The following is a 13,138-nucleotide window of genomic DNA, read 5'->3' as shown; positions in this document are numbered from 1 at the left end:
AAATGAGTATCGACCTTATTGAAATTGATAAAGACCGGCACGCTGCCTATTTAAACCTGCTATTAATAGGGGATGAAGACGAAAAAGTAGTGAAGTCGTATATAAATGAAGGTTCCTTATTTACCATTGTGTATGAAAAGAAGGAGATAGGAGTTGTGCAGTGCCTCACCGATGAAGAGGAGTCGGCAGTAGAAGTAAAGAATATCGGTTTAAAAGAAGCATACAGAGGAAAAGGAATCGGCAGCAAAGTCATTAAAAAGTTAGAAGTACTGTATGAACGTAACCAATATTCTAAAATGATTGTAGGAACAGCGGACTCCAGTCTTGAAAACATAGCATTTTATAAAAAGGCAGGCTTTTATCAAAGCGGTGTCAAAAAGAATTTCTTTTTGCACTACGTTCCACCGATTTACGAGAATGGCCTGCAAGCTATCAATATGATTATGTTTGAAAAGAAATTAAAAAGCAGAAGCGACTAACACGCTTCTGCTTTTAATGATTAATCTAAAATTTGAAGTTTTACCGTTTTGCGTCCCCAATTTAAAGCTGAGCTTTGAGATGCCATAAATAAATCAACGCGAGTACCTTTAATGGCACCGCCAGTATCTCCAGCAATTGCTTCTCCGTAACCTTCTACGTATACGCGAGAACCTAATGGAATCACGCGAGGATCAACTGCAATTACTTTTCGATTAGGATTTGACCTTAGGTCGATGCCTGTAGCAGTGATTCCGCTGCAGCCCGCACAGTAAGCAGTATAAGCTGTTGCTTCAACCGTAATCTCTTTCGAAACCGACTTACTTTCTTGCGCTGGAGCAGGTGCCGGCGTTGAAGTCGACGGTGCTGAAGTTGACGGTGTTGAAGGAGTAGCAGGTGATGGCGTTGATGGTTTCGCCTGAGCTGCAGCTTGTCCGCCTACTTGTAGCACTTGATTAATGTAAATCGTATTAGACGATAAGTTATTCCACTGTTTTAATTGAGAAATTGAAATGCCGTGTCGCTGTGCTACGCTCCACATTGTATCTCCAGGCTGAACTTTATAACTTTTACTGTTGCTAGGAGCCGGGGATGCCTGCGTTTCGTTTGTTTTTTCTTGTACAGGTGCTGAAGGTGATGATGAAACTGTTCCTGTTCCATTTATTTTTAATATTTGATTCACATAAATTAAATGACTAGATAAGTTATTCCACTCTTTTAGCTGCTGTACAGAAGTACCGTTGTTTTTAGCGATACGATAAAGCGTGTCACCTGATTTTACTGTATATGTATGATTTGAAGATGTTGTAGTTGGAGTTGAACTAGATGAAGAGTCAGTAGATGTAGATCCAATTTGTAATGTTTGGTTTGCATAAATTAGTGTGGAAGAAAGACCATTCCACTTTTTTAAGTCTTCAACTGTTACATTATGCTGCTGTGAGATGCTGAATAACGTTTCTCCAGCTTTTACTTTATGCGTGTCTGTGTCAGCCGATGCTGCGTCTGCAATTCCAATTGATACTAAAGCTGTGGCCCCTAATGTAAAAATGTGTTTTTTCATCTAATAATTCTCCTTTATTTCCAATAGTTGTCTCTTATTCTATCAGCAATATGTAACAAACTCATGACAAAATGGTAGGTTTTATATTACAAGTTTGTAACAATACGTCTAAAAATATAGAAAAAACGCAGTTTTTTTACGATTATGATGAAAAAAGTCTTAATTTGTCTGGAGAGATAGACTAGTAAAAAAGGTATTCTGCTTTTATAAAAATGAAGAAGAAAGAAGCTATGCTATATTCAAATGACATGATAGAATAGACAAGTTAGAAATGAACGGATAAAAAGGGAGTTAGACATCTATGGAAAAACGCTCTATCTCTTCATATTTAAAAGCATGGGTGCGCGCACTTTCAATTGAGATTAATTATATGAAGAAACACGGCGGAGAAAAGTATACGGTAGGAAAAGGAGAGTACTTAGGGCAGCAGGGAGATGCGTATCTTTACCGGTTTGAACGCACAGCCGATTTATACCTTTTTGATGGAGCTCAGGTACGCCTTGTCCACCAGCATAAAGAAAGTAAAGGAGAAGTTATCGGAACGGAAGGATTTGATTTGTACCTTAAAATAGATGCGTTTATTGGACAAGAAGTAGACGAACTCGATATATATAACGAACCATGGGAATTATTGCAGGCGCTCATTGATAGACTGACGGAAGCAAAAGACTACAAGCAAAAAATAGTAAGAATCAAACGTCTTATGAGAGGCGATAGTCCTGTTCGCCATAAAGAGTATACGTCTAAGAACGCTCTTCATGAAGTGTTGCTGCGAGCGCGTTATAACCGTACTACTTATATTTGGGGGCCTCCTGGAACAGGGAAAACATATACGCTGTCCAAAATCGCGGCAAGCTATTACCGGAAATCAAAGCGTGTCCTTTTATTATCTCACAGTAATGCAGCGGTGGACGGTTTGCTGCAAGAAACTGCACGTCAGTTAAAAAAGAAAGAAGCTTGGAAAAAAGGAAAACTCATTCGATACGGAGCAACAAAAAGCAGCGGCTTAGAAAATATAAAAGTAGAAGAAGTCATTGGAGAAGATGATCCGGATTTAGCTCAGGAGATGCGTGATTTGCAAGAAGAACGAGTTTACTTAAGCAGGTATCCCAATAGAGCTCACCAGCTTCAGCAAGTTAATAAAAAGCTAAACGCCCTTCGTAACAAGTGGATTGAAGCGGAGAAAAATGTTTTTGATCAAGCGTATATTGTAGGCACTACTTTATCAAAAGCGGCTATTGACCGATTACTTTATCAAAGTGAATTTGATATGGTTGTGGTAGACGAAATTAGCATGGCATATGCACCGCAAATTGCTTTTGCAGCTACGTTAGGAAAACGAATTGTCGTATGCGGCGATTTTAAACAGCTTCCCCCGGTATCTCAATCTTCTCATGCTGAAGTGAAGAAGTGGCTGCAGCGAGATTTATTTGAGCAGACGGGTCTTGTAGAACAAGTAGAAAGCGGTGAGATCCATCCGCATCTTTTTATGTTGAAAAAGCAAAGAAGAATGCATAAAGATATCTCAGCTTTTACAAATCGCTATATTTACAGCAATCGAGTGGGGGATCATCCATCTGTCACAACAAGTCGAGAAGTAGTAGCAAGCAGCCGGCCGTTTGCTCATGAAGCAGCGCTTATGCTTAACATTGGTCAGTTGCATTCTTCCGCTATGCGAGATGTCGCTTCCGGTTCACGCTATAATGTGATAACAGCTGTTTTGGCGGTAAGTTTGATACTGCGGGCACGCAAAGCTTCTTCGGCTACTATTGGCTATGTGACTCCTTATAAGTCTCAAGCTAAATTGATTAATGCATTTCTTCAAGATATTGAACCAGCCAGCGATATAATCGCAGCAACCGTACACAAATTTCAAGGCGCGGAACGAGATATCATGATTTTTGATACGGTCGATACAAAGCCGCAGTCAAAACCAGGTTTACTTTTAACAAATGAAAATAGCGACCGATTGGTAAATGTAGCGGTGACGCGTTCAAAAGGAAAATTTATGATGCTTTCAGACGAGTCGTTTGTCCAGCAGCGTGTACCAAAGGAGCGAGCGTTCTGGAAGTTGGTCAACCACTTTAACGAAAATCAAAAAGTATACCAACCTCAGCAATTTTTAAAAGAAGTCATTCAGCATCGGAAATTGATTTGGTACCATCCATCGAACAGCAGTCAGTTAAAAAAAGATTTATATCAAGCTCGGCAGCAGATTTTATTGTGTATTCCTTATGCTTCGCTTGTTCCTCAAGAAATACGGGAGATGTTACATTCATTTAAAGGTGAAGTGACCGTTCTTACTCGTGAACCAAAAGAAGTTCGAATTGACGGTGCTCATGTCATTTCATCTGCTGTTCCGATGTCACTGCTTATCATCGATGAATCCACTATATGGATCAATATGCCTTACGGCGGAAAAAATGAAGCGTTTATGGCAGCTAGAATTGAGTCAAAGCTAGGCGCTAAACAGCTTATTCGGTCAATTGATTTTACAGAAGATAAAACAAGAAATCAAGAAACAAAAATGCATATAGAAACAAATAAACCACAATATTCTTTGAGTAATTACCTTCGCAGCTGGGATCGCTGTGAATCCTGTCAGCATATGCGAGAAGTAGAGATAACAAAAAAAGGAAAAGTAAGGTTTATTTGCTATTATTGCGGGAAAACAAGTGGGGCAACACGTTTATTAGTGGAAAAATATTTAAACTACGTACATGCTGTATGTAGAGCATGCAAGCAGCCGATGAACGTAGAGTATGATGAAAATAAAGGCGTCTACGCATGTTGTCCATCGTGCAAAAAAGAAGTTTTGCCTAGAGATCTATTGTAACTTTAGGAAAAGGGCGTGATCTTATCGTTTACTCTCGTAGTGTAGCGGCTTTAGCTGATTGTTTGCTAGAAGGAGACGTTCAAAAAAGCTGGCTGCTCATTGCTATATATATAGAAGAAGGCCATTCTTCAACTGACGTATATACGTTTCTGACAGAAGCGATGTATGACATAGGGAAAAGGTGGCAAGAAAATAAAATTTCAGTCGCGGACGAGCATTTGGCTACTGCAACCTGTGACTATGTGTTAACTCGCTTTCAGCTATCACAGCATCAATTGCTTCAGCGTAATCGAGCACTTCTTTTTTGTATTGAAGGAGAAGAGCATTACTTAGGCATTAAAATGATTGCAGGACTTATGAGCGAACACGGATGGGAAGTTAAAAACTTAGGAGCAAACTTGCCGCTGCCGTTTGCTCTAAAAAGCATTGAAAGATGGGATCCTGATGTAGTATGTTTGTCCGTCTCACAAGTGCATTTGCTGCCTGATTTACAAAAATACATTGCTGAGATTGAAAGCATGCCGCAAAGTCCTCTTGTATTAGTAGGCAGCAGGCTTCTCAGCACGCATGATTTATCGGCTTCAGGATCTTCAAAAACTATATTCATTAATCATATTCAAGCTTTTAAAGACTGGCTTCTACTCAACAATAAAGAAAGTTCGACGCAAGATAAAATGTTAGCAATGGGGGAAGAAATATGATCAGTTTGCCGATTCAACACATTCCGGTTCCAATGTTTTTACTCAATAAAGACAACGAAATAATTGAATTTACACCAAGCGTCACGAAAAATTTCCCGCCTGTTCAGAACTTTTTAGATCTAGTTGATGAAGACAGCCAAGAAAAAGTAAAAAGAGCACTCCAGGGAAAGGAAGAAGTGCAAATCGAAGTAAATATGCGCACGTTTTCCAACCCGGTTGCTCTTTTTGATTTTCATTTTAAACCTGAAGCGTACCATTCGCTGCATGCTGTTTTCTGCTATCCTATTCATGAGCATATGACGAGTGTTCAATCAACCCTTCAACAGTTTCGCTCTATACTTATGCAAGACTCACCACAAGTGAACCAAGGTTTTTCGGTCAGAGAAACAGATGTAGAAACGGCGAAAAAAATGCAGCTAGTTGATCTTCAGCGTCATTTTCGAGAAATGAAAACAAATGTGCTAACCATTCAAGATCTCCTAAGTATTATCCGCTCCGACGTAATTGAAGCAGGAAAAGGAGAGTATATTGAATTGGTCTCTACACATTTGTTTGACATTCAAGATTTAATTAATCAGGAGCTTGACTGCTTAAGACAGAAGAACAAAGTACATTAAGAAAGCGGCAATCGGATTTCTACCGTTGTTCCTTTGCCTTCTTCACTATCATACGAAATGCTTCCTTTATGATTACTAATGATTTTATGACTCACCATCAATCCTAATCCTGTTCCTTTTTCTTTTGTTGTATAGAAAGGCTCGCCAATTCGTGTTAATCGATCTTTCGGCATGCCTTTTCCTTCATCTATCACTTGGACGACTACTTGATTTGTATCTGGATCAAATTTAGATACCACTAGAATAGACCCGGGGTCATCCATCGCTTCAATAGAATTTTTCACCATGTTGATAAATACTTGTTTCATATCTTTTTCAATACAATGAACAACAGGTAATTTTTCTTCAAAATCCGTTGAAATAGTAATGTTTTTAAGAATGGCCTGTGTATGCAGCAGTGTACATACGTCTTGAAGAATTAAATTTATCTGCTTATTTTCATATTTTACGACTTCGGGTTTGGCTAGAATGAGCAGTTCGCTAATAATCAGTTCTAAGCGGTTAAACTCGGACATCATGACGTCCATATATTCTTTTTTATACGTTTCTTCTTGCATCATAAGCTGTAAAAAGCCCTTTAATGATGTAAGAGGGTTTCGTATTTCATGAGCAATGCCGGCAGCCAGCTGTCCAAGTGCTGATAGCATCTCTGAATTTTTGAGCATCATTTCCGACTGTTTGCGCTGCGAAATGTCTTCGCTTAACCCAATGTAATGGATGATTTCATCCTGATCATTTTTAACAGGCATTAAGGCTAACTGTTCCCAAACGGTTTCTCCGTCTTCTTGGACGTAGGAAATTTCTCCGTTCCATTTTTCTCCTCTATATACTTCATTCCAAATCTTAGGGAATCTTTTAACGCCCAGCTTTTTTGTATATAAGTCATAGAGGTGCAGTCCAAATACTTCCTGCGGCGCATGCTTTTGCTCCATGAATTTTTGATTAATGTACTTAATTTTACCTTGATGATCGGTAATAAAAATGCCCGTAGGACTGTGAGCTACTGCAAATGATGTAATAGCCAATTCTTCATTTGATCGTTTAATTTCTGTAATATTAATAAACGTAATAACTACACCGTTAATTAAATTCTCGTTCGTACGATAAGGCATCATTTTCATGCTATACCATTGGTTATCGTAGCTTTGAATTTCTTTTTGAAGGGTGTTATTTGTTCTTAAAACGTGCATTGCGTCCTCAATTAGATGGTCATATCTAAAGTTATGCGAAATATGAAAGAAAGGTCTTCCGATATCTTGATGAAGAACGTTGATTACTGTTTTCGTTTCCGGCGTAAATAATTTAATATTCAGCTGCTCGTCTAAGAAGATGGTAGCAATAGTTGTACTGATTAATAAATTATCAATATCGTTGTTTAAGTCCGTTAATTCTTCAATCTTTCGCTCGTATTGGTTGTTAACACTAATTAACTCTTCATTAACAGACTGCAATTCCTCATTTGTGGACTGCAGCTCTTCGTTGGAAGCAATCAGTTCTTCGTTCGTGGACTTTAGCTCCTCATTTGCTGTTTCTAGCTCTTCAATCGTCGTTTGCAAATGCTGCTGTGTGTAATGAAGCTCTTGCTCTAAATCTACTACAAGCTCACTAATAGAGCTTGTTTGATTAAGAAACATGGGCTCTTCCTTATCAATAATGGCACTATCTGTCTGTTCGTCAAACATAAGTAAGTAAAGAGAGTGATTTGTTGGAAGGGCAGATATAGTAATATTAAAACGGCGCTGCACGTTGTTTATGACAAATTCAATGTGCTGACAGCATACGCTCATACCTTGCTCTTTTACGCGTTTAATAGCTGCTCCAATGGCTAAAGAGACGTGAACGGGAACCATTTTGAAAATGGTATAATTAATCTTCCCCACAGGAACGTTAATAAGCTGAGTCGCTTCTTTTGAACAAAATATCACTTCGTTGTATTCATTTAATACAAGACAAGGGCTCATAAAATGATCAATCATTGACTGATACATCTCATCCAATTTAAGCGAAGGAAGAGGCTTATAAAGTTGACTTGGCAGCGGTACGCTAGAAAAATCACCTTCATGCAAGCTGGATTTTGAAAGATTAAAAGCTCCTGTAATTTGTCGGCTGGGCTGCCCCGAACGTTTAAATATTTTCCACTTACTGTTGATAGGGCGGAACAAATCAGACAAATTTCCCGTTGTTTCACTAGGGCCTAAAAAAAGTACGCCTTCTTCTGTCAAAGAAAAATGAAAAAGAGACAGAATGCGCTGCTGCAGTTCAGCTTGGAAGTAAATCATCATATTTCGACAGCTGATTAAATCAACGTTTACAAAAGGCGAGTCTTTTCCTATATTATGCGGGGCAAAAACAATCATTTTACGGATTGTTTTTTTAACTTGATAACCACCGTGTTTTGTTTGCTCAAAATATTCATTAATCTGAGCTGCTGAGAAGGAATGAACTTCCGCTTCTTCATAAATGCCTTGACTGGCTCTTTTGATTGCATGACGATCGATGTCCGTAGCAAAGATTCGGACATCGAAATAACGGTTGATTGTTGATAAATAGTCATGAAGCAAAATAGCTAATGTATATGCTTCTTGACCAGTAGAACAACCTGCTACCCAGATGCGGATTTCATCTTCTTGGCTATGAATCTTTCTTTCAACTAATTGAGGGATGACTTGTTCTTCAATAATAGAGAATGCTTCTTTATCTCTAAGAAATTGCGTCACTCCAATCAGCAGGTCTCGCTGCAGTTCGACGATTTCTTCGGCTTCCTTACATAAATAGTCCCGGTACTCTTCCATCGTTTGAGAGGGCGGATCGAGTAAAGCCATTCTTTTTTCAAGTCGTCGCAGCACCGTGTTTTTTTTGTACATAGAGAAGTCGATGCCTGTTTTCTTCTTTATTAATGAATAAATGTATTGCAGCGTTTCTTCATTATATGTAAATTCAGTTTGGCTGACATGCGTTTGCACAAGGTCAGGCATATCAGCAGGAGAAAGAATATAATCAGCAAGGTGTGCATCAATAGCGCTTAGGGGCATATCTCTGTACTTTGCTGTGCTTTCATCTTGTACAAGTACAGTTCCGCCATACTCTCTTATCGTTTTTGCTCCTCCTGTTCCATCATTTCCTTTTCCCGATAAAATAATGGCTGTGCACCGGTGTTTTTTTGCAGCGGCCAGAGAATGAAAAAAGGCGTCAATCGGATACTTTACCTGATCATTTTCTTCATAAGGACGAAGGCGAAGAGTATGATCCACAACGGTCACATAATGATGGGGAGGATTTAAATAAATTGTGTCTTCTTGTAAAGTCATCCCGTCTTGTGTCAGTTTGATATTCATTCCTGTTTTTTTTGCTAAAAGTTCTGGCATAAAACTTTTATATTTAGAGGAAAGGTGCTGTACAATAATAAACGCCATTCCATTTGGTGAAGGCATATTAGCGAAAAACTGCTCAATAGCTTCTAACCCTCCGGCAGAAGCGCCAATTCCCACAACGTGTAAATCCTGTTTCTCTATTCCTTCTGAAGACGATGGAACTGTAGAAAACGAGTTGTTCTTCATAATAGAACCTCCAATAATGTTTCGACACTTCCTAGATTGTATGTCGTTTTGTTTATTTTAATGTCGACAGCACAGCGTGGTTTACATCAAAAGTAAATTTTTCAAAAAAAACCAAGATGCTGGTACATAGGTTCATTTTAGCAAACCTATTATATTGTTCAAATAACGTTTTCAAAATTCCTCTATTTTTCGCAAAAAAATTTTAAAGTCCAAACTATATAGTATGCCCCGATTTTCCTTATATAAACGTATTTTTATAAAAAAATTCGTTTTTTTTTGCAGAAAAAAATATTTAAAAAAGTTTTGTTTACGCTTACATACGCATAAGGTTATACGCTCAAGGAGGAAAAAAACGGTTAAATTCAACTTGACACTCTTTTTCAGCATGTTACTATAGGAACCGTTGAAAGAAACGAGAACAAAAATACGAACAAATGACAGGGGAGATTTGATGGATCAAAAACAAAAAGTTGCTTTTTTAGGTGCTGGATCAATGGCAGAAGCGATGATTTCTGGTATGGTCAATGCAAAGAAATTACCTGCTGAAAATATTATCGTAACAAATCGCAGCAATGATGCGCGACTGCACGAACTTGAAAATAGATATGGTATCAAAGCAGTAAAGCGCAGCGAGCTGAAAACAGATGACATTGACGTTTTTATTCTAGCGATGAAGCCAAAAGGCGCTGAAGAGGCATTAAACGAATTAAAGCCTCAAATCAACAAAGACCAGCTTGTCCTATCTGTTCTTGCAGGGATTTCATCTTCTTACATGGAAGAGTTATTGCATGATGAACAGCAGGTCATTCGAGTGATGCCGAATACATCAAGTATGATTCAGCAATCAGCAACGGCTATATCTCCAGGTCAATATGCTGCAATGGATGCTGTGCTAACAGCAAAAGAGCTGCTTTCTGCAATCGGAAAAGTGTACGTGATTGATGAGCCTCAAATGGACATTTTCACAGGAATTGCCGGAAGTGGACCCGCTTATTTTTATTTCCTTATGGAGCATATCGAAAAAGCAGCTAAAGAAGAAGGTCTCGATCCTGAGCTAGCACGTGAAATTGGCGCCCAAACCATTTACGGTGCAGCAAGAATGATGATGGAAAGAGATGAAACGCCGACGGAGCTTCGTGAAAATGTGACGTCTCCAAACGGTACAACAGCAGCTGGTTTAGACGCCTTAGCTAAACACGGCGGCGGAGAAGCAATGATGCAAGCAGTCAAAGGAGCATCAAAGCGTTCAAAAGAAATGAGTGCTCAACTACAAAAAGTGGCAAGTACTAATTAATTCGTCACTTATCTTCTTCGTGAATTCCTCACCACAAAAAAATAATCATAAACAAGAAAACATACAGAACACACTAGGAGTGATTTGATGAGTCCCGACAATAAGAAGCGGGTTGTAATTAAAATTGGAAGTAGTTCATTAACAAGTTCACACGGTGAAATCAGCAGACGGAAGCTCGAGCGCCTTGTGGATCAAGTCGTAGACTTAAAAGACAGCGGTCATGAAGTGCTATTGGTTTCATCAGGAGCTGTAGCTGCAGGATACCGCAAGCTTGGCTGCTTAGAGCGACCTAGCTCTTTACCTGAAAAACAAGCAGCTGCCTCAATTGGTCAAGGACTGTTAATGGAGGCTTATTCAGAACTGTTTCTATCACATGGATACGTTGCTTCTCAAATCTTAATTACGAGAGACGATTTTTCAGACGAAAATCGTTACAACAATGCACGAAATACAATTAATGTGCTGTTAGAACGTGGTATCGTACCAATTGTCAATGAAAACGACACGGTAACCATCAATCGATTAAAATTTGGCGACAATGATACACTTTCAGCTAAAGTTGCTGGACTAGTGGATTCCGACCTGCTTATTATTTTATCGGATATCGATGGCTTATACAGCGCAGACCCTCGTCAGGATCCAAATGCAAAATTAGTTCCTCATGTAGGGGAAATCACGCAAGACATCGAAGAATCTGCAGGAGATTCAGGAAGTTCAGTTGGAACAGGCGGTATGCGCTCGAAAATTGACGCGTTCAAAATCGCTATGGCGTCAGGAATTCCAGCATTTTTAGGAAGAGCTGGCGTGCCAAACATTTTAACACAAGCGGTTGACGGGGATGCAACAGGAACGTATTTTGAATCTGAAGATGATTCTGCGAACCTTAATCAGAAAAAGCAGTGGATTGCGTTTAACTCTGGTCCTGAAGGGGAAATAGTAGTCGAAGATGCCGCGAAACGTGCAATTATTGAAGATAAAGAGCCTTTACTTCGCGAGCATGTTAAATATATTAAAGGCCACTTTAGTGAACGAGCAGTTGTACGTATTCTAGATAAAGATGACAATGAGCTGGCTCTTGGCGTGACAAATTATTCATCTGATGAACTTGCACTGAATGAGCCAATTGATCAACCGATTGTTGACAGCGAAGGTCTAGTGTGTCACTTAGAAATTCCAGTACCGGTCGGTTTGTAAGCAAACATGCTGTAAAGAAAAGGAGCCCTTCCTTTTCTTTGCATGATTGCATTTACCTCTTATGCCTCACACTTTAAAATCAAACAAAACTAAAACGAATCCAGGAGTGATTTGGTGTTACAAACAAATGAAACGTATTCAGTAGAAGAACAAGCTATTTCAGCAAAAAAAGCAGCTAAGCAATTAAGTTTACTAACAACAAAGCAAAAGAACGATGCGCTGTTAACGATTGCTTCTACACTTGAAAGCAACACGGAGTATATTTTAAAAGCAAATGAAGTAGACTTAAAAAACGGGAAAGAAAAAGGTTTTGACGAAGCGCTTATGGACCGCCTTGCTCTTTCAGCGGAACGTGTAAAAGAATTTGCAAACGGCCTTCGTGAAGTTGCTGAGCTAGATGATCCAACAGGGGATATTTTATCAAGCTGGACATTGGATAACGGTCTAGATGTAAAGCAAGTACGCGTGCCTCTTGGCGTTATCGGAATGATTTATGAAGCACGTCCAAACGTAACGGTAGATGCAACAGGGCTAGCGTTGAAATCTGGAAATGCTATTGTGTTAAAAGGCGGCTCTTCAGCTATTTCATCTAACCAAGCTATCGTGGACATTATTCATAAAGCTCTTGATGAAACGCCAATTCCTAAAGAAGCGGTACAGTTTATTTCAAGTACAGATCGTGCGGCTACGCAAGAATTATTTACAATGAAAGAGCATATTGACGTGCTGATTCCGCGCGGAGGGGCTTCATTGATTCAAGCGGTCGTCAATAACGCAACCGTTCCCGTGTTAGAAACGGGAGTCGGAAACTGTCATATTTACATCGATGAAAAAGCTGACGTTAAGAAGGCCATTCCGATTTTAATTAATGCAAAAACAGATCGACCAGCGGTGTGTAACGCAGCAGAAACGGTTCTTGTACACAAAAACTGGCTCGATTCTCATAAAGATGAATTGATTCAAGCATTCAACGATCATAGTATTGAAGTATATGGTGACAAAGCGACAGTAGGTGAAATTCCTGGAGCAAAACCAGCGGCTGAAAAAGACTGGGCCGAAGAGTATTTACGCTTAGCAATTGCGATGAAAGTAGTAGAGAGTGTGGATGAAGCGATTGACCATATTGAAACATATGGAACAAAACACTCCGAAGCCATCATTTCAGAAGATGAACAAGCCGTTTCACGCTTTATGTCATTAGTTGATGCAGCCGCACTGTATCATAATGCATCTACGCGCTTTACTGACGGAGGAGCTTTAGGATTTGGAGCTGAAATTGGGATTTCAACTCAAAAGCTTCATGCACGTGGTCCAATGGGACTTCCTGCACTTACGACAATTAAATATATTATGAGTGGAAACGGACAAACTCGATAAGAAATCAAAAGCGAGCCTAATCATG

The 13,138-nt window shown here is 39.3% G+C and carries 9 protein-coding genes; 7 read left to right on the top strand and 2 right to left on the bottom strand.

Features of this window, described 5'->3' with window-relative positions; genetic code table 11:
* Positions 1-2 precede the first annotated feature (2 nt).
* Positions 3-479 carry a GNAT family N-acetyltransferase gene (locus ACRPLQ_RS11320; protein ID WP_432235975.1) on the top strand — a complete coding sequence of 159 codons (477 nt, stop codon included), beginning with the start codon at positions 3-5 and terminating at the stop codon, positions 477-479.
* A 20-nt stretch (positions 480-499) separates the two neighbouring features.
* Here ACRPLQ_RS11320 and ACRPLQ_RS11315 read toward each other — a convergent pair whose 3' ends face one another.
* Positions 500-1,537 carry a LysM peptidoglycan-binding domain-containing protein gene (locus ACRPLQ_RS11315; protein ID WP_432235974.1) on the bottom strand — a complete coding sequence of 346 codons (1,038 nt, stop codon included), beginning with the start codon at positions 1,535-1,537 and terminating at the stop codon, positions 500-502.
* Between the two features lie 301 nt (positions 1,538-1,838).
* Between ACRPLQ_RS11315 and ACRPLQ_RS11310 the strand changes: the two genes are divergently transcribed.
* Genes ACRPLQ_RS11310 through ACRPLQ_RS11300 form a run of 3 tightly spaced genes read left to right on the top strand, consistent with a single transcriptional unit; the run spans position 1,839 to position 5,691 of the window.
* Positions 1,839-4,373 (top strand): AAA domain-containing protein, encoded by a 2,535-nt coding sequence (locus tag ACRPLQ_RS11310; RefSeq protein WP_432235973.1) that lies wholly within the window; start codon positions 1,839-1,841, stop codon positions 4,371-4,373.
* The gene (locus tag ACRPLQ_RS11305) at positions 4,367-5,074 is read left to right on the top strand and encodes a cobalamin B12-binding domain-containing protein (protein WP_432236030.1); all 708 of its coding nucleotides are present in this window, start codon (positions 4,367-4,369) and stop codon (positions 5,072-5,074) included. Before ACRPLQ_RS11310 ends, ACRPLQ_RS11305 begins: the two co-directional genes overlap by 7 nt.
* The gene (locus ACRPLQ_RS11300) at positions 5,071-5,691 is read left to right on the top strand and encodes a hypothetical protein (protein WP_028413401.1); all 621 of its coding nucleotides are present in this window, start codon (positions 5,071-5,073) and stop codon (positions 5,689-5,691) included. The genes ACRPLQ_RS11305 and ACRPLQ_RS11300 overlap by 4 nt, the downstream gene beginning before the upstream one ends.
* Here the strand turns inward: ACRPLQ_RS11300 and ACRPLQ_RS11295 are convergent.
* Positions 5,688-9,248, bottom strand: coding sequence for a CheR family methyltransferase (locus ACRPLQ_RS11295; protein WP_028413400.1), 3,561 nt, complete (start codon positions 9,246-9,248; stop codon positions 5,688-5,690). The two genes, ACRPLQ_RS11300 and ACRPLQ_RS11295, sit on opposite strands and share 4 nt — an antisense overlap.
* A gap of 451 nt (positions 9,249-9,699) precedes the next feature.
* Here ACRPLQ_RS11295 and proC point away from each other — a divergent pair, with 451 nt between their 5' ends.
* The 3 genes from proC to ACRPLQ_RS11280 all read left to right on the top strand — a co-directional run bounded on the left by proC (position 9,700) and on the right by ACRPLQ_RS11280 (position 13,113).
* The gene (proC, locus tag ACRPLQ_RS11290; RefSeq protein WP_028413399.1) at positions 9,700-10,542 is read left to right on the top strand and encodes a pyrroline-5-carboxylate reductase; all 843 of its coding nucleotides are present in this window, start codon (positions 9,700-9,702) and stop codon (positions 10,540-10,542) included.
* An 87-nt stretch (positions 10,543-10,629) separates the two neighbouring features.
* Positions 10,630-11,736 (top strand): glutamate 5-kinase, encoded by a 1,107-nt coding sequence (gene proB, locus ACRPLQ_RS11285; protein ID WP_028413398.1) that lies wholly within the window; start codon positions 10,630-10,632, stop codon positions 11,734-11,736.
* A gap of 114 nt (positions 11,737-11,850) precedes the next feature.
* Positions 11,851-13,113 (top strand): glutamate-5-semialdehyde dehydrogenase, encoded by a 1,263-nt coding sequence (locus ACRPLQ_RS11280; protein ID WP_028413397.1) that lies wholly within the window; start codon positions 11,851-11,853, stop codon positions 13,111-13,113.
* Positions 13,114-13,138 lie beyond the last annotated feature (25 nt).

The sequence above is a fragment of the Priestia sp. TRN 1309 genome, assembly GCF_050846875.1.
Classification (GTDB): domain Bacteria; phylum Bacillota; class Bacilli; order Bacillales; family Bacillaceae_H; genus Priestia; species Priestia zanthoxyli.
Note: the sequence above shows the minus strand (reverse complement) of the source record. Positions and strands in the feature narration are given on the sequence as shown.

Excerpts from the sequence above, each read along its gene's own strand:
- ACRPLQ_RS11310 (WP_432235973.1), top strand. The coding sequence starts at position 1,839 with ATGGAAAAACGCTCTATCTCTTCATATTTAAAAGCATGGGTGCGCGCA.
- proC (WP_028413399.1), top strand. The coding sequence starts at position 9,700 with ATGGATCAAAAACAAAAAGTTGCTTTTTTAGGTGCTGGATCAATGGCA.
- ACRPLQ_RS11320 (WP_432235975.1), top strand. The coding sequence starts at position 3 with ATGAGTATCGACCTTATTGAAATTGATAAAGACCGGCACGCTGCCTAT.
- ACRPLQ_RS11315 (WP_432235974.1), bottom strand. The coding sequence starts at position 1,537 with ATGAAAAAACACATTTTTACATTAGGGGCCACAGCTTTAGTATCAATT.
- proB (WP_028413398.1), top strand. The coding sequence starts at position 10,630 with ATGAGTCCCGACAATAAGAAGCGGGTTGTAATTAAAATTGGAAGTAGT.
- ACRPLQ_RS11300 (WP_028413401.1), top strand. The coding sequence starts at position 5,071 with ATGATCAGTTTGCCGATTCAACACATTCCGGTTCCAATGTTTTTACTC.
- ACRPLQ_RS11295 (WP_028413400.1), bottom strand. The coding sequence starts at position 9,248 with ATGAAGAACAACTCGTTTTCTACAGTTCCATCGTCTTCAGAAGGAATA.